This window comes from Erwinia sp. Leaf53 (assembly GCF_001422605.1).
GTDB lineage: Bacteria > Pseudomonadota > Gammaproteobacteria > Enterobacterales > Enterobacteriaceae > Erwinia.
In genome coordinates, this window is the sequence record NZ_LMLK01000007.1 from 115,002 (window position 1) to 141,937 (window position 26,936).

26 protein-coding genes, 1 pseudogene and 1 other annotated feature are annotated in these 26,936 nt (G+C 58.2%); of the genes and pseudogenes, 19 read left to right on the forward strand and 8 right to left on the reverse strand.

The features are described from left to right. Positions 1-37 precede the first annotated feature (37 nt). The gene (locus ASF13_RS08000) at positions 38-577 is read left to right on the forward strand and encodes a YniB family protein (protein WP_056234566.1); all 540 of its coding nucleotides are present in this window, start codon (positions 38-40) and stop codon (positions 575-577) included. Between the two features lie 20 nt (positions 578-597). Here ASF13_RS08000 and ASF13_RS08005 read toward each other — a convergent pair whose 3' ends face one another. Continuing rightward, positions 598-1,497 carry a fructosamine kinase family protein gene (locus tag ASF13_RS08005; protein ID WP_056234569.1) on the reverse strand — a complete coding sequence of 300 codons (900 nt, stop codon included), beginning with the start codon at positions 1,495-1,497 and terminating at the stop codon, positions 598-600. Between the two features lie 99 nt (positions 1,498-1,596). After that, entirely contained in the window at positions 1,597-1,890 is a 294-nt protein-coding gene (gene ghoS / locus ASF13_RS08010; RefSeq protein ID WP_056234571.1) for a type V toxin-antitoxin system endoribonuclease antitoxin GhoS, read from the reverse strand. 337 nt (positions 1,891-2,227) lie between these two features. Here ghoS and ASF13_RS08015 point away from each other — a divergent pair, with 337 nt between their 5' ends. The 17 genes and pseudogenes from ASF13_RS08015 (at position 2,228) to ASF13_RS08090 (ending at position 17,452) form a co-directional block, all read left to right on the forward strand. Further along, positions 2,228-2,983, forward strand: coding sequence for a YdiY family protein (locus ASF13_RS08015; protein ID WP_056234573.1), 756 nt, complete (start codon positions 2,228-2,230; stop codon positions 2,981-2,983). 146 nt (positions 2,984-3,129) lie between these two features. Further along, positions 3,130-3,264, forward strand: coding sequence for a hypothetical protein (locus tag ASF13_RS25160; protein WP_255354425.1), 135 nt, complete (start codon positions 3,130-3,132; stop codon positions 3,262-3,264). A gap of 302 nt (positions 3,265-3,566) precedes the next feature. Continuing rightward, a complete protein-coding gene (gene thrS, locus ASF13_RS08020; protein WP_056234576.1) occupies positions 3,567-5,495 on the forward strand; it encodes a threonine--tRNA ligase in 1,929 nt (642 codons plus the stop codon). 3 nt (positions 5,496-5,498) lie between these two features. After that, positions 5,499-6,050, forward strand: a complete 552-nt coding sequence (gene infC / locus ASF13_RS23400; protein ID WP_072166329.1) for a translation initiation factor IF-3 — start codon at positions 5,499-5,501, stop codon at positions 6,048-6,050. Between the two features lie 94 nt (positions 6,051-6,144). Next, complete coding sequence (gene rpmI, locus ASF13_RS08030; protein ID WP_004157374.1) at positions 6,145-6,342, forward strand: 50S ribosomal protein L35; 198 nt, start codon at positions 6,145-6,147, stop codon at positions 6,340-6,342. 41 nt (positions 6,343-6,383) lie between these two features. Continuing rightward, positions 6,384-6,740 carry a 50S ribosomal protein L20 gene (rplT, locus tag ASF13_RS08035; protein ID WP_004157375.1) on the forward strand — a complete coding sequence of 119 codons (357 nt, stop codon included), beginning with the start codon at positions 6,384-6,386 and terminating at the stop codon, positions 6,738-6,740. 165 nt (positions 6,741-6,905) lie between these two features. Then, positions 6,906-7,031, forward strand: a sequence feature (Phe leader region). A gap of 84 nt (positions 7,032-7,115) precedes the next feature. Continuing rightward, entirely contained in the window at positions 7,116-8,099 is a 984-nt protein-coding gene (pheS, locus tag ASF13_RS08040; protein ID WP_056234583.1) for a phenylalanine--tRNA ligase subunit alpha, read from the forward strand. Between the two features lie 14 nt (positions 8,100-8,113). Beyond that, positions 8,114-10,501: a phenylalanine--tRNA ligase subunit beta gene (pheT, locus tag ASF13_RS08045; protein WP_056234584.1), complete on the forward strand. Its 2,388-nt coding sequence runs from the start codon at positions 8,114-8,116 to the stop codon at positions 10,499-10,501. A 4-nt stretch (positions 10,502-10,505) separates the two neighbouring features. Beyond that, on the forward strand, positions 10,506-10,805 hold the full coding sequence (gene ihfA, locus ASF13_RS08050) for an integration host factor subunit alpha (RefSeq protein ID WP_056234587.1): 300 nt from the start codon (positions 10,506-10,508) through the stop codon (positions 10,803-10,805). A gap of 197 nt (positions 10,806-11,002) precedes the next feature. Then, positions 11,003-11,291: pseudogene (locus ASF13_RS08055) on the forward strand (type II toxin-antitoxin system HicA family toxin). Then, positions 11,288-11,662 (forward strand): type II toxin-antitoxin system HicB family antitoxin, encoded by a 375-nt coding sequence (locus ASF13_RS08060; RefSeq protein ID WP_056234590.1) that lies wholly within the window; start codon positions 11,288-11,290, stop codon positions 11,660-11,662. Before ASF13_RS08055 ends, ASF13_RS08060 begins: the two are co-directional and overlap by 4 nt. 299 nt (positions 11,663-11,961) lie before the next feature. After that, complete coding sequence (btuC, locus tag ASF13_RS08065) at positions 11,962-12,939, forward strand: vitamin B12 ABC transporter permease BtuC (RefSeq protein WP_056234593.1); 978 nt, start codon at positions 11,962-11,964, stop codon at positions 12,937-12,939. A 43-nt stretch (positions 12,940-12,982) separates the two neighbouring features. Beyond that, positions 12,983-13,528 carry a glutathione peroxidase gene (locus ASF13_RS08070; protein WP_056234655.1) on the forward strand — a complete coding sequence of 182 codons (546 nt, stop codon included), beginning with the start codon at positions 12,983-12,985 and terminating at the stop codon, positions 13,526-13,528. After that, a complete protein-coding gene (gene btuD / locus ASF13_RS08075) occupies positions 13,529-14,269 on the forward strand; it encodes a vitamin B12 ABC transporter ATP-binding protein BtuD (RefSeq protein WP_056234594.1) in 741 nt (246 codons plus the stop codon). A gap of 68 nt (positions 14,270-14,337) precedes the next feature. Beyond that, positions 14,338-14,796, forward strand: a complete 459-nt coding sequence (locus ASF13_RS08080) for an NlpC/P60 family protein (RefSeq protein WP_056234597.1) — start codon at positions 14,338-14,340, stop codon at positions 14,794-14,796. Positions 14,797-15,169: 373 nt separating this feature from the next. Next, complete coding sequence (locus tag ASF13_RS08085) at positions 15,170-15,898, forward strand: EAL domain-containing protein (RefSeq protein WP_056234600.1); 729 nt, start codon at positions 15,170-15,172, stop codon at positions 15,896-15,898. A 117-nt stretch (positions 15,899-16,015) separates the two neighbouring features. Continuing rightward, entirely contained in the window at positions 16,016-17,452 is a 1,437-nt protein-coding gene (locus ASF13_RS08090; protein ID WP_056234603.1) for a YdiU family protein, read from the forward strand. Here ASF13_RS08090 and ASF13_RS08095 read toward each other — a convergent pair. The 6 genes from ASF13_RS08095 to ASF13_RS08120 form a co-directional block, all read right to left on the reverse strand. Then, a complete protein-coding gene (locus ASF13_RS08095; RefSeq protein WP_056234606.1) occupies positions 17,449-18,228 on the reverse strand; it encodes a heme ABC transporter ATP-binding protein in 780 nt (259 codons plus the stop codon). The two genes, ASF13_RS08090 and ASF13_RS08095, sit on opposite strands and share 4 nt — an antisense overlap. Continuing rightward, complete coding sequence (locus ASF13_RS08100; RefSeq protein ID WP_200929779.1) at positions 18,221-19,219, reverse strand: iron ABC transporter permease; 999 nt, start codon at positions 19,217-19,219, stop codon at positions 18,221-18,223. Before ASF13_RS08100 ends, ASF13_RS08095 begins: the two co-directional genes overlap by 8 nt. Beyond that, complete coding sequence (locus ASF13_RS08105; RefSeq protein WP_056234611.1) at positions 19,219-20,040, reverse strand: hemin ABC transporter substrate-binding protein; 822 nt, start codon at positions 20,038-20,040, stop codon at positions 19,219-19,221. Before ASF13_RS08105 ends, ASF13_RS08100 begins: the two co-directional genes overlap by 1 nt. Beyond that, positions 20,037-21,068, reverse strand: coding sequence for a hemin-degrading factor (locus ASF13_RS08110; RefSeq protein WP_056234614.1), 1,032 nt, complete (start codon positions 21,066-21,068; stop codon positions 20,037-20,039). The genes ASF13_RS08105 and ASF13_RS08110 overlap by 4 nt, the downstream gene beginning before the upstream one ends. A gap of 172 nt (positions 21,069-21,240) precedes the next feature. Beyond that, positions 21,241-22,287 carry a 3-deoxy-7-phosphoheptulonate synthase gene (locus tag ASF13_RS08115; protein WP_056234616.1) on the reverse strand — a complete coding sequence of 349 codons (1,047 nt, stop codon included), beginning with the start codon at positions 22,285-22,287 and terminating at the stop codon, positions 21,241-21,243. Positions 22,288-22,414: 127 nt separating this feature from the next. Further along, positions 22,415-23,248: a pyruvate, water dikinase regulatory protein gene (locus tag ASF13_RS08120; protein ID WP_056234620.1), complete on the reverse strand. Its 834-nt coding sequence runs from the start codon at positions 23,246-23,248 to the stop codon at positions 22,415-22,417. A gap of 469 nt (positions 23,249-23,717) precedes the next feature. On the opposite strand from ASF13_RS08120, the gene ppsA reads away from it, so the two are divergent. Further along, positions 23,718-26,099 carry a phosphoenolpyruvate synthase gene (gene ppsA / locus ASF13_RS08125; protein WP_056234623.1) on the forward strand — a complete coding sequence of 794 codons (2,382 nt, stop codon included), beginning with the start codon at positions 23,718-23,720 and terminating at the stop codon, positions 26,097-26,099. Positions 26,100-26,936: the final 837 nt, after the last annotated feature.

Below are 26,936 nucleotides of genomic sequence, written 5' to 3' on the forward strand. Positions count from 1 at the left end.
AGACTTACTGCCAGACAACGGATCGACTGGAGAAAGCATGACCTATCAACAGGCTGGCAGGGTTGCGCTGTTAAAGCGCATCGCAGGCTGGATCGTTTTTATCCCGGCACTGATATCAACGGTGATTTCACTGCTGGGGTTTATGGAAAAAAGCCGTGAACAACGGGAAGGGATCAACGCGGTGATGCAGGATTTTGCGCACGTGATGATTGATATGATTCGCTTCAACACCGGCTTTCTGCAGGGATTCTGGGATAATTCCCCGGTGCCGGACTTCAATTCCGGATTGAACGTGTTGTTCTGGGTGATTTACTGGCTGATTTTTGTCGGACTGGCGCTGCAGGCCTCAGGGGCCCGGATGGGCCGTCAGGCACGCTATCTGCGTGAAGGGCTTGAAGATCAAATGATTCTGGAAAAAGCGCGCGGTGCCGATGGTCAGAGCCGCCAGCAGCTGGAAGAGAAGATTGTCGTGCCGCGCCACACCATCTTCCTGCAGTTCTTCCCGCTCTATATCCTGCCGCTGGTTATCGCCGTCGCCGGCTACTTCCTGTTTAAGCTGCTGGGCTTTATCTGGTAGCCACTGCGCCATGTCAGCCCTTATGCAGAGGGCGCATGGCGTTGCTGTTTCCCCCCTTCATCCGCATCCAGCAGCGCGCCGACGGCCTGTTGCGCCTCATTCATCCAGCTGCCGCCGAACACGTTAGCGCGGTTAAGCAGGTAATAAAGCTGATAGACCGGCTGCCGTTTCCGGTAGTCCGCGGGTAACGGCCACACCGAGTCATAGCCTTCTGCAATCTGCGCCGGCAGGTCGCTGAACCAGGACAACATTGCCAGGTCACATTCACGATCTCCCCAGTAGCAGGCAGGGTCAAACAGCCAGGGACCTTCAGCGCTGCCGCTGCAGTTGGCTGGCCACAGATCACCGTGCAGCAGCGAGGGTTCAGGATGGTGGTTGCTGAGCGCCGCCTGCGCGCAGCTGACAATCAGCTCTGAATTACCATACTGAATGCCTTTTTCCGCGGCCAGCTGCAGCTGCCAGCCGATACGCTGTTCGGCAAAGAATACCGACCAGCGCTTCAGCCAGCTGTTAGGCTGCGGGGAGGTCGTGATGTTGTTATCGAAGTCGAGGCCAAACTGCGGCTGCTCGCTCCACTGATGAAGGCGGGCCAGCTGCGCACCAAGCTGCCAGGCGTTTTCTGCGTTAAGTGGGGTGGGAGCAATGAACTCCAGCAGCAGGAAACTGTGGTCCCGCGAGCTGCCGACGCCGTACACTTCCGGCACGCGCACGGTGCCGGTGCGCGCCAGCAGCTGCAGCTGATCGGCCTCCCAGGTGAAGAGGTCCAGCATCTCGCGCTGGTTGCACTTCACGAACACCTCGCGCTCTCCATATCGCAGTTGCCAGGCCGAATGGACTTCTCCTCCCGGGAGTTCGCGGCGGGCGCTGATTTCCGCCTGACCAAACTGCTCACTCAACAGACGATCGATGGCTGACCACATAGGGCACTCCTTATGATTCGTGAGATTGCACCATCCTAACGCTTAAAGAATAACCAAAACCAGAACTTATGCACCATCCGGGCAACTCTTTGCAAATTCTCAGTCGCGATCGCGCCGGTAAAAATCCTGCCACAGCTGCACGTCCACGTCGGGCGCGCTCTCCAGCACACGTTCGCCAAGCCCGCGCGCCAGCTGCTGCACCTCTTCTGACGGCAGAGCGGTAATCAGGCCAAAGTTGTTGCTGCCCAGCTCATGCGGGTGACCCTGCGCATCGTTCAGGGTGGTGGTAAAACCGGCAGCGAGCAGCGTGCTGTTCAGCTCCAGCAGGTCGGCAAGGCCACGCTCCTGATAGCGCAAGGTAACGACGTACTGCTGAATGTTCTCCTGGCTCATGATTCACCTCATTGTTAATAAAGATGTTTCCAGCATAGACCATGCGGGCACTCTGCGCAGAAATTTGGCGTTTTTTGCAGCAAGTTGCGAAGGGAAAGGGGGGCGTGATGAGAGCAGATAATTCTTATCAGCCGGCAGGTGTTTTCCTGGTCATTACCCTCTATAATGCGCGCCGTAAATTGGAATGCTCTCATTCCTCAGGTTATTCAGTGAAGATGCTTAGTAAAAAGAGCGATTTAACATATTGTTACGAAACTTACCGTAAATTGCGTTGATCGTCCTTCAAAAAACTTCAGACTCACTCTCTTTTAAAACACTGTCGTACGGGTCACATTTAATGAAAGCGATCAATAAACTGTCTGTAGTTCTGCTGCTCTCCGGTGGCGTGCTGTGTCAACAGGCGCTGGCGGACAATAACGTCTTTACGGTTATGGATGACCCAAGCACGGCGAAGAAAGATTTCGAAGGTAACGCCGCCGCCGGCTACCTGGCGCAGACCGGTAATACCACCAGCTCCTCGGTGACCGCTAACACCAACATGACGTGGTATCAGCCGAGCACCGCCTACAGCCTGTGGGGCAACGCCAGCAACACCTCCTCAAACGACGAACGCGCCTCCGAAACCTATCAGGTTGGCGCGCGTACCCGTTACAACATGAACACCGCTGACTACCTGTTTGGTCAGGCCAGCTGGCTGAGCGACCGCTTCAACGGCTACGATGGTCGTTCTATTCTGGCCGCCGGTTACGGTCGCCAGCTGCTGAACGGCCCGGTGCATTCACTGCGTGTGGAAGCCGGTCCTGGCGTGCGTTATGACGAGTACCACGAAGGTGGCCATGAGACTCAGGCGCTGGCCTACGGTGCGCTGAGCTACCAGTGGCAGCTGACCGATAACACCCGGTTCATTCAGGGTGTCTCCGTGCTGGGCAGCGACGATACCACCGTCAACTCCGAAACCGGCCTGCAGGTCGGTATCAATGAGCACTTTGCGCTGAAAGTGGCTTACAACGTCACCTGGAACCAGAATCCGCCAGCCTCCGCGCCGGACAGAACGGATACCAAAACCACCGTGACGCTGTCGTACGCGATGTAATCTCAGACGGGCCGGATTTCCGGCCCGTTTTGCACTGGCTGTGCTGCCTTTACCCTCCGTCTACCTTCGCACGAGCGTTTCACCGCCTTGCTGCAGCTTTTACGCAATCGACTACGCTTTACTGACTAACGTCAGAGGAGGCTGCTATGTCCCAACATCCGTCAAAAGAGAAGCGCGAAGACCATCATCCGGCGAAGGACGACCCGCAGGATCACGGCGAAATTCCGCGCACCCGCGACGACAGCGAGGATGACAAAAAAGACCCGTATCAGGACCGTTAGTCTGTCCACCTCCACGCCTTTAACCGGGTGGAGGATCTTCCTAAAATCGCCGTGCCTTCCGCGTTGATTCATCCTCCGCTTGTGCCATTCGCGGCGCTGACCGTGCAATTTATCCTTATGAAGTGTAAGATACTTCCTCTTCAAAAGTTCGGCCCTTTCCCGCTTTTGAATCTGTGTACCAGGCTGCGTACCGGATTAGCAATTGTGAGCTAATTCACAGGGCTAGATGTCTGATACTAAAAGAAAACTCGATTATGTAAGTAGCCTCGCGTATGGGTTACCACTGCAATTAAGGATGTTACATGCCAGTTATTACTCTTCCTGATGGAAGCCAGCGTTCGTTTGATCACGCCGTAAGCGTGATGGAGATTGCCCAGGATATCGGGCCAGGTCTGGCGAAAGCCTGTATTGCCGGCCGCGTTAACGGCGAGCTGGTGGATGCGGTTGACCCGATTACCGAAGATGCCCATGTTGCCATCATCACCGCAAAAGATGATGCCGGCCTGGAAATCATCCGTCACTCCTGTGCCCACCTGTTAGGGCACGCGATCAAGCAGCTGTGGCCCGATACCAAAATGGCTATCGGCCCGGTGATCGACAACGGTTTCTACTACGATGTGGATATCGATCGCACCCTGACGCAGGAAGATATTGAGCAGCTGGAAAAGCGTATGCACCAGCTGGCCGAGACCAACTACGACGTCATCAAGAAGAAAGTGAGCTGGCAGGAAGCGCGTGACGCCTTTGCCGCACGCGGTGAAGAGTACAAAATCACTATTCTGGATGAGAACATCAGCCGTGACGATCGTCCGGGCCTGTATCATCATGAAGAGTACGTGGACATGTGCCGCGGCCCGCACGTGCCAAATATGCGTTTCTGCCACCACTTCAAGCTGCAGAAGATTTCTGGCGCTTACTGGCGTGGCGACAGCAACAATAAAATGTTGCAGCGTATCTACGGTACCGCGTGGGGCGATAAGAAGCAGCTGGCAGCCTATCTGCAGCGCCTGGAAGAGGCCGCGAAACGCGACCACCGTAAAATCGGTAAGCAGCTTGACCTGTACCACATGCAGGAAGAAGCGCCGGGCATGGTTTTCTGGCATAATGACGGCTGGACCATCTTCCGCGAGCTGGAAGTGTTTGTCCGTACCAAGCTGAAAGAGTACGAGTACCAGGAAGTGAAGGGTCCGTTTATGATGGATCGCGTGCTGTGGGAAAAAACCGGCCACTGGGAAAACTACAAAGAGGCGATGTTCACCACCTCGTCTGAAAACCGCGAGTACTGCATCAAGCCGATGAACTGCCCGGGTCACGTGCAGATCTTCAACCAGGGCCTGAAATCGTACCGCGACCTGCCGCTGCGTATGGCAGAGTTCGGCAGCTGCCACCGTAACGAACCCTCGGGTGCCCTGCACGGCCTGATGCGCGTGCGTGGCTTCACTCAGGACGACGCGCATATCTTCTGTACCGAAGAGCAGGTGCGCGACGAAGTAAACAGCTGCATCAAGATGGTTTACGACGTCTACAGCACCTTTGGCTTTGAAAAGATCGTGGTGAAACTCTCCACGCGTCCGGAAAAGCGCATCGGCGCTGATGAACTGTGGGATCGCTCCGAGGCTGACCTGGCCGCTGCGCTGAAAGAGAACGGTATTCCGTTTGACTATCAGCCGGGTGAGGGCGCGTTCTACGGTCCGAAAATTGAATTTACCCTGTATGACTGCCTCGACCGCGCATGGCAGTGTGGTACCGTTCAGCTGGACTTCTCGCTGCCGGGCCGCCTGAGCGCGTCATACATTGGCGAAAATAATGACCGTCAGGTGCCGGTGATGATTCACCGTGCGATTCTGGGGTCAATGGAGCGCTTCATCGGGATTTTAACCGAAGAATTTGCCGGTTTCTTCCCGACCTGGCTGGCTCCTGTACAGGTAGTGGTAATGAATATTACCGATAGTCAGTCTGAATATGTTGCAGAACTGACACGAAAACTGCAAAATGCGGGCATTCGCGTAAAAGCAGACTTGAGAAACGAGAAGATTGGCTTTAAAATCCGTGAACATACGTTGCGTCGTGTGCCTTATATGTTGGTCTGTGGCGATAAAGAGGTGGAAGCTGGCAAAGTGGCCGTTCGCACCCGCCGCGGTAAAGACCTGGGCAGCATGGACGTTAACGAAGTGATCGCGAAGCTGCAGAATGAAATTCGCAGTCGCAATCTTCATCAATTGGAGGAATAAAGTATTAAAGGCGGAAAACGAGTTCAACCGGCGCGTCCTAATCGCATTAACAGAGAAATTCGCGCCACTGAGGTTCGTCTGACAGGCGTCGATGGCGAACAGATTGGTATTGTCAGTCTGAATGAAGCTTTAGAAAAAGCTGAAGAAGCAGGTGTTGATCTGGTCGAGATCAGCCCTAACGCCGAGCCGCCCGTATGTCGTATCATGGACTACGGCAAGTTCCTTTACGAAAAAAGCAAATCTTCTAAGGAACAGAAGAAGAAGCAAAAAGTTATCCAGGTTAAGGAAATCAAATTCCGTCCTGGAACCGATGATGGCGACTATCAGGTCAAACTACGCAACCTGATTCGCTTTCTGGAAGATGGCGATAAAGCCAAAATCACGCTGCGTTTCCGCGGTCGTGAGATGGCGCACCAGCAGATCGGTATGGAAGTGCTTAACCGCGTCCGTAAAGACCTGTGTGAAGATATTGATCTGGCGATTGTCGAGTCCTTCCCTACGAAGATCGAAGGCCGTCAGATGATTATGGTGCTCGCTCCCAAGAAGAAACAGTAGGCCCTCAAGTAGTCGTGCCGCGTGCTGAAAGGCGCGCGGCGTGATTCGCCTGTCTGATTCATTTTATTAACAATGCGAAGTGGATATTTTTTAAATGCCAAAGATTAAAACTGTACGTGGCGCGGCCAAGCGCTTCAAGAAGACCGCTTCTGGCGGCTTCAAGCGTAAACACGCTAACCTGCGTCATATTCTGACTAAAAAATCTACTAAGCGTAAACGTCACCTGCGTCCGAAAGGCATGGTGTCTAAAGGCGATCTGGGTCTGGTTATCGCCTGCCTGCCGTACGCATAAGTAATTTTTTAATTCATTCAGAATATTAACAGGAGAGCGTAATGGCTCGTGTAAAACGTGGTGTAGTTGCTCGCGCACGTCACAAAAAAATCTTAAAACAAGCTAAAGGCTACTACGGTGCACGTTCACGTGTATACCGCGTTGCTTTCCAGGCTGTTATCAAAGCTGGTCAGTATGCTTACCGTGACCGTCGTCAGCGTAAGCGTCAGTTCCGTCAGCTGTGGATCGCGCGTATCAACGCCGCAGCCCGCACTAACGGTATCTCTTACAGCCGCTTCATCAATGGCCTGAAAAAGGCTTCTATTGAGATCGACCGTAAGATTCTGGCTGACATCGCAGTATTCGACAAAGCGGTATTTGCTGCTCTGGTAGAAAAAGCGAAATCAGCTCTGGCGTAAGTCAGACTCCCTGAAATATTTCGTCGCGAAGCGCAAGCAGGCTGACGGAAGATGAAGGGAAGAAAGGGGGGCTTGCCCCCCTTTTTTATTGCTCCTAACCGCAGCAAATGATTGACTTTTATTCCATATAACCTTTCAATAGAGCGGTTGATTGTGCCACCGGGTATTACCATGATAAATGCGAACTTCCGTTTCTTTTTTTACTTTAGCACCTGAATGTCGGGGGCTTTTGCGCAGAGAAAAGAAACGAAAATTCGCGCTGAAAGCCTCCCATGTGGAGGCTTTTTTCGTTTTTACACCCGATTACCGGACGAACGGGATCTCCCGTCCTGACCAAAAACAGACCGGCCACCCTGGCTGGAAGAAGAGGAAAGCATGTCACATCTCGCAGACCTGGTGGCGCAGGCGAAAGCCGCCATCAACGGTTCCCAGGATGTCGCCGCGTTAGAAAACGTTCGCGTCGAATTTCTGGGGAAAAAAGGGCATCTCACGCTGCAGATGACCACCTTACGTGAACTGCCGGCCGACGAACGCCCGGCGGCAGGCGCGGTGATCAATGACGCCAAGCAACAGGTGCAGGACGCGCTGGCCCTGCAGAAGGACGCCCTGGAATCTGCCGAAATGAACGCTCGCCTGGCACAGGAGACCATTGATGTCTCACTGCCGGGCCGCCGCATCGAAAATGGCGGCCTGCATCCGGTTACCCGCACCATTGACCGTATTGAGACCTTCTTTGGCGAACTGGGCTTTTCCGTCGAAACCGGCCCGGAAATTGAAGATGACTATCACAACTTCGATGCGCTGAATATTCCGAGCCACCACCCGGCACGCGCCGATCACGATACCTTCTGGTTCGACGCCACCCGTCTGCTGCGCACGCAGACCTCCGGCGTGCAGATCCGTACCATGAAAGAGGGTGAGCCGCCGATCCGCATTATCGCGCCGGGCCGCGTCTACCGTAACGATTACGATCAGACCCACACCCCGATGTTCCATCAGATGGAAGGGCTGATCGTTGATAAAAATATCAGCTTTACCAATCTGAAAGGCACGCTGCACGATTTCCTGAACAACTTCTTTGAGGCTGACCTGCAGGTTCGTTTCCGTCCGTCCTACTTCCCGTTCACCGAACCCTCCGCAGAAGTGGACGTGATGGGTAAAAACGGTAAGTGGCTGGAAGTGCTGGGCTGCGGCATGGTGCATCCGAGCGTGCTGCGCAACGTCGGCATCGATCCGGAAGTTTACTCCGGCTTCGCCTTCGGCATGGGCATGGAGCGTCTGACCATGCTGCGCTATGGCGTCACCGATCTGCGCGCTTTCTTCGAAAACGATCTTCGTTTCCTCAAACAGTTTAAATAAGGACCGGTAAACCAATGAAATTCAGCGAACTCTGGTTACGTGAATGGGTCAACCCGGCCGTTAGCAGCGAACAGCTTTCCGACCAGGTCACCATGGCCGGCCTGGAAGTGGATGGTGTGGATGCGGTTGCCGGTGCCTTCCACGGCGTGGTGGTGGGTGAAGTGGTTGAGTGCGGCCAGCACCCGAACGCCGATAAACTGCGCGTGACCAAAATCAACGTCGGCGGCGAGCGCCTGCTGGATATCGTCTGTGGCGCGGCCAACTGCCGCCAGGGTCTGAAGGTGGCGGTGGCCACCGTCGGCGCGGTACTGCCGGGCGATTTCAAAATCAAAGCGGCGAAACTGCGCGGTGAACCTTCTGAAGGCATGCTCTGCTCATTCTCCGAGCTGGGTATTTCCGACGATCACAACGGCATCATCGAACTGCCGCAGGATGCACCGATCGGCAGCGATATTCGCGACTATCTCAGGCTGGACGACAGCACCATCGAGATTAGCGTCACGCCTAACCGTGCCGACTGCCTGAGCATTCTCGGCGTGGCGCGTGACGTGGCGGTAGTTAACCGTCTGCCGCTGACCGCCCCGGACATCGCGCCGGTAGCGGCCACCATTACCGATACCTTCCCGATCCGCGTTGAAGCCACCCAGGCCTGTCCGCGTTACCTGGGCCGGGTAGTTAAAGGCGTTAACGTCACCGCGGCAACGCCGCTGTGGATGAAAGAGAAGCTGCGTCGTTGCGGCGTGCGCTCGATCGATCCGGTGGTGGACGTCACCAACTATGTGCTGCTGGAACTGGGGCAGCCGATGCACGCCTTCGATCTGGACCGCATCAGCGGCGGCATCGTGGTGCGCCTGGCGGAAGAGGGCGAGACGCTGACTCTGCTGGACGGCAGCGAAGCGAAGCTCAACGCCGACACGCTGGTGATCGCCGATGAGCAGAAAGCGCTGGCGATGGGCGGCATTTTCGGCGGTGAACACTCCGGTGTGAACGCTGAAACTAAGAACGTGCTGCTGGAGTGCGCCTTCTTCAGCCCGCTGTCGATCGTTGGCCGCGCGCGCCGTCACGGCCTGCATACCGATGCTTCCCACCGCTACGAGCGCGGCGTCGATCCGACCCTGCAGCATCAGGCGATGGAACGTGCCACCCGCCTGCTGCTGGACATCTGCGGCGGTGAAGCTGGCCCGGTGATCGACGTGACCGATACCGCTCAGCTGCCACAGCGTGCCTCTATTACCCTGCGTCGTGAAAAGCTGGATCGTCTGATCGGCCACGTGATTGCCGATGAAGAGGTCAGCGATATTCTGACCCGCCTCGGGTGTGTCGTCACCGGCGGCAACGGTGAGTGGCAGGCCATGGCACCGGGCTGGCGCTTCGATATGGAGATCGAAGAGGACCTCGTGGAAGAGGTTGCCCGTATTTACGGCTACAACAACATCCCTGACGTACCGGTGCAGGCGGGTCTGGTGATGACCCGTCACCGTGAAGCGACGCTGTCGCTGAAGCGCGTGAAGTCGCTGCTGGTGGACAAAGGCTATCAGGAAGCGATCACCTACAGCTTCGTCGACCCGAAAATTCAGGCGCTGCTGCACCCGGGCGAAGAGAACCTGGTGCTGCCAAGCCCGATCTCCGTTGAGATGTCGGCGATGCGTCTGTCGCTGTGGAGCGGCCTGCTGGGCGCGGTGGTCTATAACCAGAACCGCCAGCAGGCGCGCGTGCGTCTGTTTGAGAGCGGCCTGCGCTTTGTGCCTGATACCCAGGCAAATCTTGGCATCCGTCAGGATGTTATGCTGGCCGGGGTCATCGCCGGCAGCCGTATTGAGGAGCACTGGGCTCAGGCACGCGAGACGGTCGACTTCTACGATCTGAAGGGCGATCTGGAGTCGCTGCTGGAATTAACCGGCGAACTGGACGCGATCCGCTTCGTGGCCGAAAGCCATTCTGCGCTGCATCCTGGGCAGAGCGCGGCGATTTATTTACGCGATGAGCGGGTTGGATTTATTGGCGTGGTGCACCCGGAAGTTGAGCGTAAACTGGATCTTAACGGCCGTACGGTGGTGTTCGAACTGGAGTGGAATAAGGTCGCAAACCGCGTCCTGCCTGACGCCAGCGCGATTTCCCGCTTCCCGGCCAACCGTCGTGATATCGCCGTGGTGGTGGCTGAAAACGTCCCTGCAGCAGATATCATCGCGGAGTGTAAGAAAGTTGGCGTAAATCAGGTAGTTGGCGTAAACTTGTTTGACGTGTACCGTGGTAAGGGCGTAAATGATGGTTTTAAGAGCCTCGCTATCAGCCTGATTTTGCAAGATACCAGCCGGACACTCGAAGAAGAGGAGATTGCCGCTACCGTTGCAAAATGCGTAGAGGCACTGAAAGAGCGATTCCAAGCATCCTTGAGGGATTGAACCTATGGCGCTTACAAAAGCTGAAATGTCTGAATACCTGTTTGAGAAGCTGGGGCTGAGCAAACGGGATGCCAAAGAACTGGTAGAACTGTTTTTTGAAGAAGTGCGTCGTGCTTTGGAAAACGGTGAGCAGGTGAAACTGTCAGGATTTGGCAACTTCGACCTTCGCGACAAGAATCAACGTCCGGGTCGTAACCCGAAAACGGGTGAAGATATCCCGATTACGGCTCGCCGTGTGGTGACCTTCAGGCCTGGACAGAAGCTGAAAAGCCGGGTAGAAAACGCCACACCGAAAGAAGAGTGATTTCTGCTATTTAAAAGGCCGCGCAAGCGGCCTTTTTTATGTGGTTATCCTTCTGATTTTAAACTTCTTCTGTAAAAATATTATCCACAAGTTGTCCTTTTTATAAAAAAAGCCACAGCAATAAAATGACTTCATAAGTTGACTTCATTCCCCATCTTGTAATACTGACTTCATAAGGTGACTTCGTGAGGCAGGGAATGAACGAACAAATTGCATCACTACGGAAGAAGCAATGGAGCACGCTTGAGCAGATATTTAAATCGCCTGTGCAGTCAGGCATTAAATGGGCTGACATCGAGTCACTGATTAAAGCGCTGGGAGGGGAGGTCAAAGAGGGGCGCGGTTCCAGCTGTAAGTTTATCCTTAACGGCAGTATCGCTAACTTTCATCGCCCGCATCCATCGCCCGCATCCATCGCCAGATACTGACAAAGGCGCAGTTGTTAACCTGCGTGACTGGCTTGAAAGCACAGGAGTTAAGCCATGATCAAAGCATCGACACTCAAAACATCGACCCCCAATACCATGCAGATAGCCGGGCAATCGGCCATTATCACCTATGTAGCGGAGCTAGGCGCGTTTCGCGGGAAGTTCCTGGGTCTGACCGGCTATTGTGACTTTGTCTCGGACAGTATTCAGGGGTTGTTAACAGAAGGCGAGATATCGCTACATGAGTATCTGGAGGATTGCAGTGCAGCGGGTATTGAACCTTATGTACGTCAGGAAAAGGTCAGGACGTTCACGTTGCGCTATCCGGAGTCGTTCGGGGAACGTCTTAATCAGGTCGCCGCAGCGCATGAGACATCGGTCAATACCTTCATTATCGAGACACTCAGTGAGCGCATGAAACACGCCTGACCTTTCTTCGTGTCGTGCAGCAGAAGCGGGGGTTATTCTGTCCTGATTTCATCAACAGCTGCACAATGTTCTCGTCATAGTTCAGGCCCGGTCCCTCTGCTGCCGGGCGGCCTGGCCCTGAAGCGGCAACGGCAAAAAAACGAAGGGAATGTCTCGCACAGGTGGCGGGGGAATAGCCCACGAGGGCTGAGGATGCCCGCAGTGGCCTATTATGCTCATCATTCAGTTCATCCTTTTCCATGTCAATTCAGAGAAAACCTCTCTACAATTAACCCACTGTTTTCTTGCCATAAATCACCATGACGCTGACCCCGTATCTGCAACGCGCTCGCCACCGTGCCCGGCTCTGGCTGCTGGGGCTGGGGCTGTTTTGCCTGCTGATGATCCTGCTCAGCCTGTCTGCCGGTGAGCGCTGGATCCTGCCCGATGCGTGGCTCGGCGACGACGCGCGGCTGTTTGTCTGGCAGCTGCGCCTGCCGCGCACGCTGGCGGTGCTGCTGGTGGGGGCGTCGCTGGCGGTGGCCGGGGCCGTCATGCAGGCGCTGTTCAGCAACCCGCTGGCAGAGCCGGGGTTGCTTGGCGTCTCCGCCGGGGCGGGCGTTGGCCTGGTGGCCTGTATTTTCTTTGGCACGGACAACCCGTGGCTGATGAGCGTCTGCGCTATCGCCGGCGCACTGCTGGTAACGCTGCTGCTGCTGCGTTTTGCCCGCCGCCACCTTTCGTCCGCTAAACTGCTGCTGGCGGGCGTGGCGCTGGGGATTATCTGCAGCGCGGTGATGACCTGGGCAGTCTACTTCAGCAGCAGCCTCGACCTGCGCCAGTTAATGTACTGGATGATGGGTGGGTTCAGCGGCGTTGACTGGCGCTACCGCTGGCTGATGCTGGCGCTGCTGCCGGTGCTGGTGTGGCTGTGCAGCCGCAGCCGGGTGCTCAATCTGCTGGCGCTGGGGGAGGTTTCCGCGCAACAGCTGGGCCTGCCGCTGCTGCTGTGGCGCAACCTGCTGGTTGCGGCTATCGGCTGGCTGGTCGGGGTTAGCGTGGCGCTGGCCGGGGCGATCGGCTTTATCGGGCTGGTTATTCCGCATATTTTGCGCCTCAACGGGCTGAGCGATCACCGTACGCTGTTACCGGCCTGCGCGCTGGCCGGGGCGGGCGTGCTGCTGCTGGCCGACGTGATTGCCCGCGTGGCGCTGACCGCCGCCGAGCTGCCGGTCGGCGTGGTGACCGCCACGCTGGGCGCGCCGGTATTTATCTGGTTATTATTGAACAACCGTTAAACGGTTACCCTCAACGATGTTCTCGCTGAAACAGGAAAAGATGATGACGATTTATGATACGCAACTGACCACTCTGGATGGGGAAGCTACCACGCTGGCGCAGTGGCAGGGTGAGGTGCTGCTGGTGGTGAACGTGGCCTCTAAGTGCGGCCTGACGCCGCAGTACGAGCAGCTGGAAGCGCTGCATAAGGCGTGGCACGCGCAGGGCTTCAGCGTGCTCGGCTTCCCCTGCAACGCCTTCCTCGGCCAGGAGCCGGGCAGTGATGAAGAGATCAAAACCTTTTGCAGCACCACCTACGGCGTGACCTTCCCGATGTTCAGCAAAATTGAGGTTAACGGTGAACAGCGCCATCCGCTGTATGCGCAGCTGGTGGCGGCTCAACAGCAGGCGCTGGCACCCGAGGGCAGTGGTTTCCTGGAGCGCATGACCAGCAAAGGGCGTGCGCCAGAAGCGCCTGGTGATATTCTGTGGAATTTCGAGAAGTTTCTGATCGGCCGTGACGGTAAGGTACTGGCTCGTTTCTCGCCGGATATGACCCCTGACGACGCGCAGATCGTCACCGCCGTGCAGCAGGCGTTGGCAGAGTAAGTGCTGCTGGAGATCGACAGGGCGGCCATCGAGCGGCGGCTGTTTCCGTTCAGCGCCCGGGTCGGGGCCGGCGAGCTTATCCATCTGGTCGGGCCGAACGGCGCCGGGAAGAGTTCGCTGCTGGCCGCGCTGTCCGGGTTGCAGCCGGCCCGCGGTGACATCCGGCTGTGCGGGCGACCGCTGGGCGACTGGGCGGGCAGCGCGCTGGCGCGCCGGCGGGCGTATCTGCCGCAGCAGCAGCTGGCCCCCGCGCAGATGCCGGTATGGCACTATCTGTCGATGCATCATGGCCCTGGCGCTCAGGCTGACGCGTTTTCGCTGCGCGAGCTGAGCGCAGCGCTGCGGCTGGATGACAAGCTGCAGCGCCCGCTCGGGCAGCTGTCCGGCGGTGAGTGGCAACGGGTGCGGCTGGCGGCGGTGCTGCTGCAGGTCAGTCAGCCCGACGGCGCGCTGCTGCTGCTGGATGAGCCGCTGACCGGTCTGGATATCGCCCAGCAGCACGCCTTCGATGGTCTGCTGAGCCGCGTTATCGCCAGCGGTATTAGCGTGGTGATGAGCAGCCATGACCTTAACCACAGCCTGCAGCAGGCCAGCAGCGTCTGGCTGATGCGTCCGGGTCAGCCCGCGCTGGTCGGCGCAGCGCGTGAAATACTCACCTGCGACAACCTGACGGCGTTATATCAGGTCGCGTTCCGCGAACTGCAGGTTGACGATCGTATTTTTTTAACCACCGGGGGCTGACCGTCCGGCCCGTTTTACCTCCGCGGCGTGGCACAGACAGCGGTGATGAATTCTTTTAGGGAGCGTTTATGCGTTACTGGCTGTTACTGATGGTTATTCTTCTGGCAGGCTGTAGCAGCCGTGCTCCCGCACCGAAAAGCCAGTTGGCCGATCGTATAATGGTCATCGCCCAGCTGAACGATCAGCTTGCCCAGTGGCACGGCACGCCGTATCGCTATGGCGGCATGACGCGGCGCGGTATCGACTGTTCCGGCTTTGTGCTGCTGACCTTTCGCGATCGTTTCGATCTGCAGCTGCCGCGCAGCACCGAGGCGCAAACCGACGTCGGCACGCGCATTGATAAGTCCGATCTGTTGCCCGGCGATCTGGTGTTTTTCAAAACCGGCAGCGGTGAAAATGGGTTGCACGTGGGCATTTACGACACCGATAACTATTTTATTCATGCTTCGACCAGCCGCGGCGTGGTGCGTTCATCGCTCGATAACGTTTACTGGCGTAAAGTATTCTGGCAGGCGAGACGTATCTGATCGCTCTCCCGCTGAAAAAAGTGACAGAATGCTGTTTTAAACAGCATTTGATTTAACAGCACTTATTCAGAAATTTATGAGATTTATTCGCCAGGTGGTCCGATCTCTTCATAAGGATGTTAATTTTTCTTACTTAACTCATATTTCAGTGAAAATCACATTAATCCGAGAAAAGGATTATTTACCCGCTCTGTATATGGATTTTTATTCAGCGTTTTTAGCAGAAAATCTGTGGTAGTCTGACCAGTAGAGACCAGCGTAAGCTGATTAACAGGGTGTCTGAACGGGCCTGAAGCCTGCGCTGGCGCGGTGGGGTGGTCAAATCGACACCGGTAAGGCTGTGGTTACCCTCGCGGAATAATGGCAAAAATCAATGAACATCCATCTGGAAACGGAGTATCGCACCCACCCCCAGTTTTATCCGGTGTACAGCCCGGAGGGGCGGTTACTTTGTACCGAATTACGGGTGAATTTCTGTCACCCGCAGAGCAACGTGGCCATTCCGCAGGCGATGCTGACGCCGCAGCTGGATATATCACAGCGCATTTTACTGCTGCAGAGTCAAATTAACCTGATTGAAAGCGGTGCGCGTTTCTTTAGCATAAATAATATTAAGGTTTCAATTAGCGTCGACGGACTGCTGGCTGATACGCTGCTTGAGAGTGACTTTCTGCTGAAAAAAATGAGCCTGCTGGCAGGGCTGCAGCTGGATATTGCGGAGAGTTTCCCCGGCCTGCATGAAGGCGCAGACAATCCGCGGCTGCGGGCGCTGAGCGACCATTTTTCACTGGCGCTCAGCCACTACGGCGCAGGAAACTTGAGTTCGAAAGCGGTGTTTGACAGCCTGTTTGAACGCATCACGCTGGATCGGGCGCTGATGCAGCGGATGATGAAGCGCGCGTCATTCAGCGCGCTGGCAGGGGTGATCGTTGAGCAGATTACCCCTTACTGCGGCCTGCTGGTGCTGGCCGGCGCTGACGATCTCAGCGACCTGCAAAAGATACGTCATCTGCCGCTTGGCGGCATTGAGAGCGCGCTGTTTCCGGCGGTTCCGGTGGAGTGTCTTGACCAGTTGCTGACCCCACCGCCGTGGCTGGGGTAGCCCTTAACGGCAATAACCCTGTTTATTGTCCGTATTTACCCGGCCCCTGGCGCTTTACACTGTCCCTCCTGCCGCGGCGTTGAGTTAAGTCTGCCCGGCCGTCCTGATGGAGGCGCTATGCACTTTGATAATACCTGGCACGATGAACTGCAGGGCTTTTACCGGCCGCTGGCACCCACGCCGCTGAAAAATGCCCGACTGCTGTACCACAGCGCGCCGCTGGCGCAGGAGCTGCAGCTGACGTCGCTGTTTAGCGAAGCGGCCGATGCGGTGCTGAGCGGAGAGCGGCTGTTGCCCGGCATGCAGCCGCTGGCCCAGGTCTACAGCGGCCATCAGTTCGGCGTGTGGGCCGGGCAGCTGGGTGACGGGCGCGGCCTGCTGCTGGGGGAGCAGCGGCTGGACGACGGCCGCAAGTTCGACTGGCACCTGAAGGGCGTCGGGCTGACCCCTTATTCGCGAATGGGCGACGGCAGGGCGGTGCTGCGCTCCACGCTGCGCGAGTTTCTGGCTTCGGAAGCGATGCACGCCCTCGGCATTCCCACCTCCCGCGCGCTGAGCGTGGTCACCAGCGATGAACCGGTGTATCGCGAAACCACCGAGCGCGGCGCGATGCTGCTGCGGGTGGCGGAGAGCCATCTGCGCTTTGGCCACTTTGAGCATTTCTACTACCTGGGGCAGCAGGAGCAGGTGCAGCAGCTGGCGGATTACGCTATTCGCCACCACTGGCCTGAACTGCAGCAGGAGGCGGATAAGTATCTGCTGTGGTTCACCGACGTGGTGCAACGTACCGCACGGCTGATCGCCGGCTGGCAGAGCGTCGGCTTTGCCCACGGCGTGATGAACACCGACAATATGTCGATTCTCGGCCTGACGCTGGACTACGGCCCTTACGGCTTCCTCGACGATTACCAGCCGCAGTTTATCTGCAACCACTCCGATCACCAGGGGCGCTACAGCTTTGAAAACCAGCCGATGATCGGGCTGTGGAACCTCAACCGGCTGGCGCATGCGCTCTCCGGCCTGCTGAGCACCGACCAGCTGAAACAGGCGCTGGCCCACTATGAAACCACGCTGATGCAGGCGTGGGGCGAGAGGATGCGCGCGAAGCTGGGGCTGTTCACCGCCGATAAGCATGACAACGATATTCTCACCGGCCTGCTGTCGCTGATGACCCGTGAAGGCAGCGACTATACGCGTACTTTCCGCCTGCTCAGCGACACCGAGGCGCAGCAGTCGGCGTCACCGCTGCGCGACGAGTTTATCGACCGTGAGGCGTTCGACGGCTGGTATAACGTCTACCGCCAGCGGCTGCTGCAGGAGGAGGTCAGCGACGCGCAGCGCCAGCAGGCGATGAAGCAGGTCAACCCGACACGCATTCTGCGCAATTACCTGGCACAGCAGGCGATTAAGCAGGCGGAGCAGGACGAGGTGGGAGAGCTGGCACGGCTGCATCAGGCGCTGTTGCAGCCGTTTACAGACGTGCCAGAGTATGACGATCTGTCGCGCCGCCCGCCGGAGTGGGGCAAAACGCTGGAGGTCAGCTGCTCCAGCTAGCGGCGCAGCGCCACCTGCGGTACGCCTTCAGTCTGGTGCGGGTGCACCATCACGTCGGCGTGATACCAGCGGGCCAGCGTCGCTTCGTCCAGCACCCCGGCCGGGGTGCCTTCCGCCACCAGCCGGCCCTGCGCCAGCAGCATCACCCGATCGGACCACAGTGACGCGAGGTTCAGATCGTGCAATACGCAGCAGACGCTTAACGCGTGCTGCTGCGTGAGCCGGGACAGCAGGCGCAGCAGGTGCTGCTGGTGGTAGAGATCCAGCGCCGAGGTCGGTTCATCAAGGAACAGCCAGCCGCGCGGGCCATCCTGCTGCCACAGCTGCGCCAGCGCGCGGGCCAGCTGCACCCGCTGCTGCTCGCCGCCCGACAGCTGCAGGTAGTCGCGCTGTGCGAGGTTCTCGCAGCCGGTCAGCGCCATCACCTGTTCCACCACGCCGTTCACGTCTTTGCCCGGCCACGGGGCGCGGCCCATCGCCACCACCTGCTCAACGCTGAGCGGAAAAGCCATGCTGCTCTGCTGGCGCATCACCGCCCGCTGCTGCGACAGCCTCGCCGGTGACCAGGCGGCCAGCGGCTGGCCGTTCAGCTGACAGCCGCCGCGCTGCGGGGTAAGAAAGCCGGTCAGCAGCCGCAGCAGCGTCGATTTGCCCGCGCCGTTTGGCCCAATCAGCGACACCAGTTCGCCTGGGTGAAGTGACAGGGTAATATCCTCGATTAGCCAGCGCTGTCCGAGCTGATAGCTCAGGCCGCTGGCGCGCAGTACCTCAGCCATTGACACCTCCGCGACGCCGCAGGATAAGCCACAGGAACCACGGGCCGCCGATCAGGCTGGTCAGCAGCCCGACCGGCATTTCGGCCGGGGCGACCACCGTACGCGCCAGCGTATCGGCCAGCAGCAGCAGCATCGCGCCGCTGAGCAGCGACGAGGGCAGCAGCCAGCGGTGGTCGCCACCCAGCCAGAAACGCATCAGGTGCGGGACCACCAGACCGATAAAGCCGATCACCCCGCTGACCGCTACCGCCGACGCCACCAGCAGCGCGCTCAGCACCAGCAGCGCGCGCTGGGTGCGCGGCACGTCCACGCCCAGGTAGTGCGCCTCTTCCTCGCCGAGCTGCAGCAGGTTCAGCCGCTGCGCCAGCCTCTGTACCAGCAGCATGCAGGGGATCACGATCGAGGCGCAGACCAGCACGGTCGGCCACTGCGCCGAACTCAGGCTGCCCATGCCCCACAGCGACAGCTGGCGCAGCTGCTGATCGGTGCTCAGCCATGACAGTACGCCGACCGAGGCCGCGCACAGCGCGTTGATGGCGATGCCGACCAGCAGCAGGCGGCTGAGGCCGCTGGCCCCCTGACGGCTGAGCATAAAGATCACGGCGGTGACTGCCAGGCTGCCGATAAAGGCGGCCAGCAGCGGTACGTAGAGCGCCAGCACGCCCGGCAGGGTCAGCGACAGCACGATCGAGCAGGCTACCGCCAGCGCGGCTCCGCTGCTGATCCCCAGCAGGCCGGGGTCGGCCAGCGGGTTGCGGAACAGGCCCTGCATCACGCAGCCGGAAAGCGCCAGCGCGCCGCCCACCAGCACCGCCAGCAGCACGCGTGGCAGACGGATGGTGTACCACACCTGCCACAGGCTGCTGTCGGTGCCGGCGTGCCACAGCATCGGCAGCGACAGCCGCATCGCGCCGATGTTGGCCGCGCTGACGGTCAGCACCAGCAGCAGCAGCAGCAGCACGCTCAGCCAGCGCAGCGCGCGCGTCGACATCACGGCAGCGCTTCCGCCGTTTTGCGCAGCTTGAGGATCGCCGCCGGGGTATCAATACCAAAGCCGAGCAGCGCCATATCATCCAGCACCAGCACCTGTTTCGTTTTCCCGGCCGGGGTCAGCGTCATGCCCGGCAGCTTCCACAGATTGTCGGTGCCGCCAAGGGTTTTCAGCCCGTCTTCGGTTATCACGATCAGCTGCGGCGCGCTGGCCACCACCCCTTCCTGGGAGAGCGGCTGATAGCGCTGCACGGCGGACATGGCGTTCTGCAGGCCGGCGGCCTGAATCGCCGCGTCGGCGGAGGTACCCTGGCCTGCCGCCATGGTGCCCATGCCCTGGTGGGCGAGGATAAACAGCACTTTTACCGGCAGCGCGGTTTTCGGCACGCTGGCCAGCTCTTTACTGATCTTCTCCTGCAGCGCCTTACCGGCCTCCTCACGGTGCAGGGCCGCCGCCACCGCCGCCACTTTCTCATTGATGGCGGAAATCGCCGGCTTACCGGTGATATCGATCACCCTGACGCCGTTCTGCGCCACCTGCTGCAGCGCCAGCGCTGGTTTCGCCAGCTCGCTGGCCAGCACCAGCGTTGGCTTCAGCGCCAGGATGCCTTCGGCGTTCAGCTGACGCATGTAGCCAACGTCCGGCAGCTTTTTCACCACCGCCGGGTGCAGGCTGGTGCTGTCGCGCGCGATCAGCTGCTGCTGCGCGTCCAGCGCGTAGATAATCTGCGTAACGTCGCCACCGATGCTGATCACGCGCTCCGCCGCCAGCGCGGAGAAGGTCAGGGGCAGGAAACAAAGTGCGGTTAACCAGCCTTTCATGCGGGGGTTTCCTCAGTGCTGATGCGGGTTAACTGTTCACGCCACTGCGCCTGTTCAGGCTGACCCTCGCTGCGCTGGCCGTACAGCTGAGCGATCTGGGTACCGTCGGCGGCAAACAGTTCAAGGCTAGTGACGATGCCGTCGGCGGTCGGTTTACGGGTGATCCAGCTTTCGGCAATCAGTTCTTCCTGCAGGTGCAGGGTAAAGGTGCTGTTAAAGATGTTCAGCCAGTTGTGCATCGGCGTGATCTTCTCCACCGCGCCGGTGAAAATCTGCACGCAACCCCGGTTACCGACGAAGATCATGATCTCGTTGCCTTCGTCACGGGCGATCTCCAGCAGCGCGGCCAGCGCGCCGTTGCTGACCGGCTGCGCCAGGTCGCGGCTTACCGCCTTAAACGCCTGCTGGCGCGAAACGTTGTGCTTCTTCAGCAGGCGGAAGAACTGGTGGACGTCGGTCATCGCCCGCCATTCGTTCTCCAGCGCCGCGCCGTCGAACGCATCAGCGAAAGGCGTCGCGACGGCGGGTTTGACGCTCAGCGTGGCCGGGGAGGCGTCGCGGTAGTCGTCAACCAGCTGCTGCCAGGCGGCGGTATCGGTCTGTCCGGTGGCATAGACCTTGAGCACCGCGTCGCCCTGGTGGTCAAAAAACTGGATACTCTGACGCTCGCCGTGGCCGGTCATCTCCTGCAGGTGGAACACGCTGGCCCACTGGCCAACGAAGACGCGCAGGTCGAGCGCGCGCGGGTTCAGCACGATGCCGGCGTGTTCATTGATGTGGATATTGCTGAAGGTGCCCGACTGCTCGTGCACCGCGTATTCGTTGCGGGTGATGCATTTGGTGTCACCCACTTTTTCCAGCGCGTGCAGCAGTTCGCGCATGGCGGGACGCAGCGCGGTGGCCTGATGCCCGACGCGGGCGGCGGTCAGTTCGGCTTCGCTGATGCCGATTAACGCGGCCAGGTCGCGGGCATATTTTCTCGGGTGCTCGGCTTTCAGTTCGCTGTAACGTAGGTAAATGTCGTGCATTGCTGGCGTCCTCAGAATAATTATTAAAAACATTCATTATCAGAATGATAATCATTATCAAGAATTGTGCGCGCCGCGCAAGTAAAATTAAGCGTCGGGAAGGGGGAGAAGCAAGAAGAGTGACGGCTGACCGTAACCGGGCCAGCCGTAAGTCGCAGAAGCGAACGGTGAATCAGAAGCGGCTGTCGACCGCGTCGGCTAACTGCTGCAGCACCGCCTCGCTGTCATCCCAGCCGAGGCAGGCGTCGGTGATCGACTGGCCATAAACCAGCGGCGTGCCCGGCAGCACCTTCTGCGTGCCTTCCTGCAGGAAGCTTTCGATCATCACGCCGGCAATCGCCGTGGTGCCGCGGCGGATTTGATCGGCCATTGAGGCGGCGACCTCCTTCTGCAACCGGTGCTGCTTCAGGCTGTTGCCGTGGCTGAGGTCGATAACCAGCTGCGGCGGCAGATGGCAGGCCTGCAGGCTGGCCGCGGCGGCGGCGATATCTTCCGGGTGATAGTTAGGCTGTTTGCCGCCGCGCAGGATCACGTGGCCGGACGGGTTGCCGCTGGTCTGGTAGATGGTCATCTGCCCCTGTTTATCCGGCGACAGGAACATATGGCTGACCCGGGCGGCGCGAATGGCGTCGATGGCGATCTGCGTATTGCCGTCGGTGCCGTTTTTAAAGCCGACCGGGCAGGAGAGCGCGGAGGCCATTTCCCGGTGGATCTGGCTCTCGGTGGTACGTGCACCGATAGCTCCCCAGCTGATCAGGTCGGCAATAAACTGGCCGATCACCATGTCGAGAAATTCCGTGGCGGTGGGCATCCCCAGCGCGTTGATGTCCAGCAGCAGCTTGCGCGCCAGGTGCAGGCCGTGGTTCAACCGGTAGCTGCCGTCGAGGTCCGGGTCGGAAATCAGACCCTTCCAGCCCACCACGGTACGCGGCTTTTCAAAATAGGCGCGCATCACGATCTCCAGGCGGTCGCGATGCTGTTCGCGCAGCACGGCCAGCCGCTCCGCATACTCCAGCGCGGCTTTCGGGTCATGCAGTGAACAGGGGCCAATCACCACCAGCAGGCGCGGGTCTTCGCCGCTGAGGATGCGGGCAATCCGCTTGCGTGACGCGGTCACATTATCGGCAATCCCGGCGGTAATCGGCAGGCTGGCCTGCAGGGCCGCAGGCGTAATCAGGCTGTCGATGCGCGCGGTACGCAGTTCATCGGTTTTATTCATCAGTTTTCTCGAAAATTTTTTCTTCACAACGGCAGGAGTACCGGGAAGGATTGATCGCTACATTAAAGCAAAGCCTGATGATTTCAACCGGAAGACAACCAGGGATAATGGGCTCCCTGGTGCTGATTCAGAACATGCGCCTTGCCAGACCCATAATGTCGAGGATTTTGGTGGCGATCTCTTCCACGGAAAAATTGGTGCTGTTGAGGTAGCGGATCTGGTGGGTGCGGAACAGCGCCTCGACCTCTCCGACCTCCATGCGGCACTGGCGCAGTGATGCATAACGGCTGTTTTCCGCCCGCTCCTGGCGGATCGCCGACAGCCGTTCCGGGTCGATGGTCAGGCCGAACAGCTTGTTGTGGAAGGGTTTCAGCGCCGCCGGCAGCCTGAGGTTATCCATATCGTCGGCGATAAACGGATAGTTGGCGGCGCGGATGCCAAACTGCATCGCCAGGTAGAGGCTGGTGGGGGTTTTGCCGCAGCGCGACACGCCGAGCAGAATCAGCTGGGCATCTTCCAGCCCGCGCAGCGAGATGCCGTCGTCGTGCGCGAGGGTGTAATCAATGGCGGCAATGCGCGCATCATATTTGCCGAGGTTGCTGGCGGTCAGGCCGTGGGTGCGGTTGGCCACCGGTGCGGGGGCAATGCCCAGCTCCTGCTGCAGCGGCGCGACCAGTGACTGCACGATGTCCTGACAGAAGGCGTCGCTCTGCAGGATGATTTCACGGATCTCCGGGGTAACGATAGAGATAAACACCAGCGGACGCACGCCGGTTTGCTGACAGATGGCGTTGATCTGCGCCTTTACCGCCTGGGCACGCTGCACGGTCTGAACAAAGGGCAGCGTCAGGGTCTGGGTGGTCACCGGAAACTGCGACAGCACCGCATGGCCCAGCACTTCGGCGGTCAGCGCCGTGCCGTCCGAGATATAAAAAACACTGCGTTCCGCGTTCACGTCCATTTTATCTCCATTGGTCGGGTTACCTGCAGACTAATTTAATCGATAGCCGCAATGCAAATGATGATTGCACGGATGATATGAAATAAAAAATTCAAAATAAATTGGCATGAATGTTTTGTTTTTATATGCTGAGTCCCTGGCCTTTATACCTCATCTTTAATTTTGATGCTCGCGGTGGTATGCCATTTTTTCGCGGTAAAAATCAAAAGCATTCTGTTTTGGAATCGTTACCTGTTGCGCAAAATAAACTTGTATAAAAAGTGTTAATTATTTTAACTTGTTGAAATTGATGGGTATATCATGCTTGTTGTGTTGCGCAACGCCTGAGAATAGACGCGAAAAATCTGGAAAATAAAAAACCCTGCTTGCTTGAACGATTCAACACTTTATCTCAAGGCAACAAGTGTGCCAGTCTCATAAAGCAATACGATGTCCTTCATGTTCCCAATTAATTACAAGGATTGCTTCAATGTCCAATAAAGGCGAATTGCCGCTCGTGCTTTGGTACAACCAACTTGGCATGAACGATGTTGATCGGGTGGGAGGCAAAAACGCCTCTCTGGGTGAGATGATTACTAACCTCTCTTCTCTGGGGGTGTCGGTGCCTGACGGCTTCGCGACCACCGCAGAGGCGTTTAACCTGTTCCTCGATCAAAGCGGCGTCAACCAGCGTATCTATGAACTGCTGGACCAGACCAATATTGACGATGTTGACGAGCTGGGGCGCGCGGGTAAACAGATCCGTCAGTGGATCGTGGATACCCCGTTCCAGCCTGAACTCGAACAGGCGGTACATGATGCTTATAACCGCCTGTCAGCCGACGACGCCGAGGCCTCGTTTGCCGTGCGTTCGTCCGCCACCGCGGAAGATATGCCTGACGCTTCCTTCGCCGGGCAGCAGGAGACGTTCCTTAACGTACAGGGCTACGACGCGGTGCTGGTGGCGATCAAACACGTGTTCGCCTCGCTGTTTAACGATCGCGCCATCTCGTATCGGGTGCACCAGGGCTATGACCATCGCGGGGTGGCGCTCTCCGCCGGGGTGCAGCGTATGGTGCGCTCCGACCTTGCCTCGTCCGGGGTGATGTTTACCATTGATACCGAGTCCGGGTTCGACCAGGTGGTGTTTATCACCTCGGCCTGGGGCCTGGGTGAGATGGTGGTGCAGGGGGCGGTCAACCCCGATGAATTTTACGTGCACAAGCCCACGCTGGCCGCCGGCCGTCCGGCGATCGTACGCCGCAATATGGGCTCCAAAAAGATCCGCATGGTTTACGCCGGCTCGAAAGAGCACGGCAAGCAGGTGGATATCGAAGAGGTGCCGGCGGAGCAGCGCGACCGCTTCAGCCTGACCGACGCTGAGGTGCAGGAACTGGCCGCCCAGGCGGTACAGATTGAGCAGCACTACCAGCGGCCGATGGACATTGAGTGGGCCAAAGATGGCCACACCGGTAAACTGTTTATCGTTCAGGCGCGCCCGGAAACCGTGCGTTCTAACGGCCAGGTGATGGAGCGCTATATCCTGCAGGGCCAGGGTAAAGTGGTGGTGGAAGGGCGGGCGATCGGCCACCGCATTGGTGCCGGGCCGGTCAAGGTGATCCACGACATCAGCGAGATGAACCGGATTGAGAAAGGTGACGTGCTGGTAACCGACATGACCGACCCGGACTGGGAACCGATCATGAAAAAAGCCTCGGCCATCGTCACCAACCGCGGCGGGCGTACCTGTCACGCGGCGATCATCGCCCGTGAGCTGGGCATCCCGGCGGTGGTCGGCTGCGGCGATGCCACCGAACGTCTGCACGAAGGCCACCAGGTGACCGTCTCCTGTGCCGAGGGCGATACCGGCTTTGTGTACGACCAGCTGCTGGACTTCGAGGTGAAGAGCTCGCAGGTGGATGAGATGCCGGAGCTGCCGCTGAAGATCATGATGAACGTCGGCAACCCGGACCGCGCCTTCGACTTTGCCTGCCTGCCGAACGAAGGCGTGGGGCTGGCGCGTCTGGAGTTTATTATCAACCGCATGATCGGCGTGCACCCGAAGGCGCTGCTGGAATTTGACCGCCAGACGCCGGAGCTGCAGCAGCAGATCCGCGAGATGATGAAGGGCTTTGACGATCCGGTGGAGTTCTACATCGGCCGTCTGACCGAGGGGATTGCCACCCTGGGTGCGGCCTTTGCGCCTAAGCGGGTTATCGTGCGCCTGTCGGACTTCAAGTCGAACGAGTATGCCAACCTGGTGGGCGGCGAACGTTACGAACCGGAAGAGGAGAACCCGATGCTCGGCTTTCGCGGCGCCGGCCGCTACGTGGCCGACAGCTTCCGCGACTGCTTTGCGCTGGAGTGCGCCGCGGTGAAGCGGGTGCGCAATGAGATGGGGCTGACCAACGTCGAGGTGATGGTGCCGTTTGTGCGCACCGTGGCGCAGGCGAAGGCGGTGGTGGAAGAGCTGGAGCGTCAGGGACTGAAGCGCGGCGAAAACGGCCTTAAGCTGATTATGATGTGTGAAATCCCGTCGAACGCGCTGCTGGCAGAGCAGTTCCTCGAATACTTTGACGGCTTCTCAATCGGTTCAAACGACATGACCCAGCTGACGCTGGGACTGGACCGCGATTCCGGCGTGGTGTCGGAGCTATTTGACGAACGCAATGAGGCGGTTAAAGCGCTGCTGTCGATGGCGATCAAAGCTGCGAAAAAGCAGGGCAAGTACGTCGGCATCTGCGGTCAGGGGCCTTCGGACCATGAAGATTTCGCCGCCTGGCTGATGGATGAGGGGATCGACAGCCTGTCGCTGAACCCGGACACCGTGGTGCAAACCTGGGTCGGGCTGGCGGAGCTGGCGAAAAAGTAATTAACGCTCGGTAAAAACGACAGGGCCACCGCAAACTTAATGCCAGTCAGTTAAATCTGCCTGGCATTTTTTCTTCTTACTATCGGGTAATTATAAGGTTTTTCCTTCATCACTCATTGAGAATGATCTTTCCCGCCGCCCCGGCAGTTTTACTGGCCGCACTCTCATTTATGCATCGTTGACCAGCACCGGGATCCTCCCCGAGACCGCTGCGAGACTGGGAGATAGCAATGTGTCGCTTTTACTGTCCGGTTCTGTGACCGACTTAACGGTCACCTCTGAGAAAAAGCATTTACACACCATCGTGCACAGGGTCAGAGCTGATACCGTTTGCGGCTAATAATAACAGGAGGTTAACGCATGGACGACAATGAAAACCGCTCTTATCATCGCCCGATCTGGGATGATAATGGGCAGGTTTATTTCGAGATCCCTTTCCATCCGAAAGAAAAAAATCACGTGGCGGTCTGCCTTAAGCCGCCGGACAAAGTGATCCCGGTGATTTTTATTCCGGGGGTGATGGGGTCAAACNCCTTTCCATCCGAAAGAAAAAAATCACGTGGCGGTCTGCCTTAAGCCGCCGGACAAAGTGATCCCGGTGATTTTTATTCCGGGGGTGATGGGGTCAAACCTGAAAAACCAGAGTAGCGAAGTCTGGCAATTTAGTGCCTCATCGCTTAGAAAATGGCCGGTTGCCAGCCCGGAAAAAAGGAAGTTTCTGCTTGATCCAAAGACCACAACGGTTGACGACAGCGGCGCCATTTTTAACGACGACGCGGACGGGAAGAAATTTCCCTCCCGGCGGGAAAGGGGATGGGGCAGCGCGTTTTACAAAAG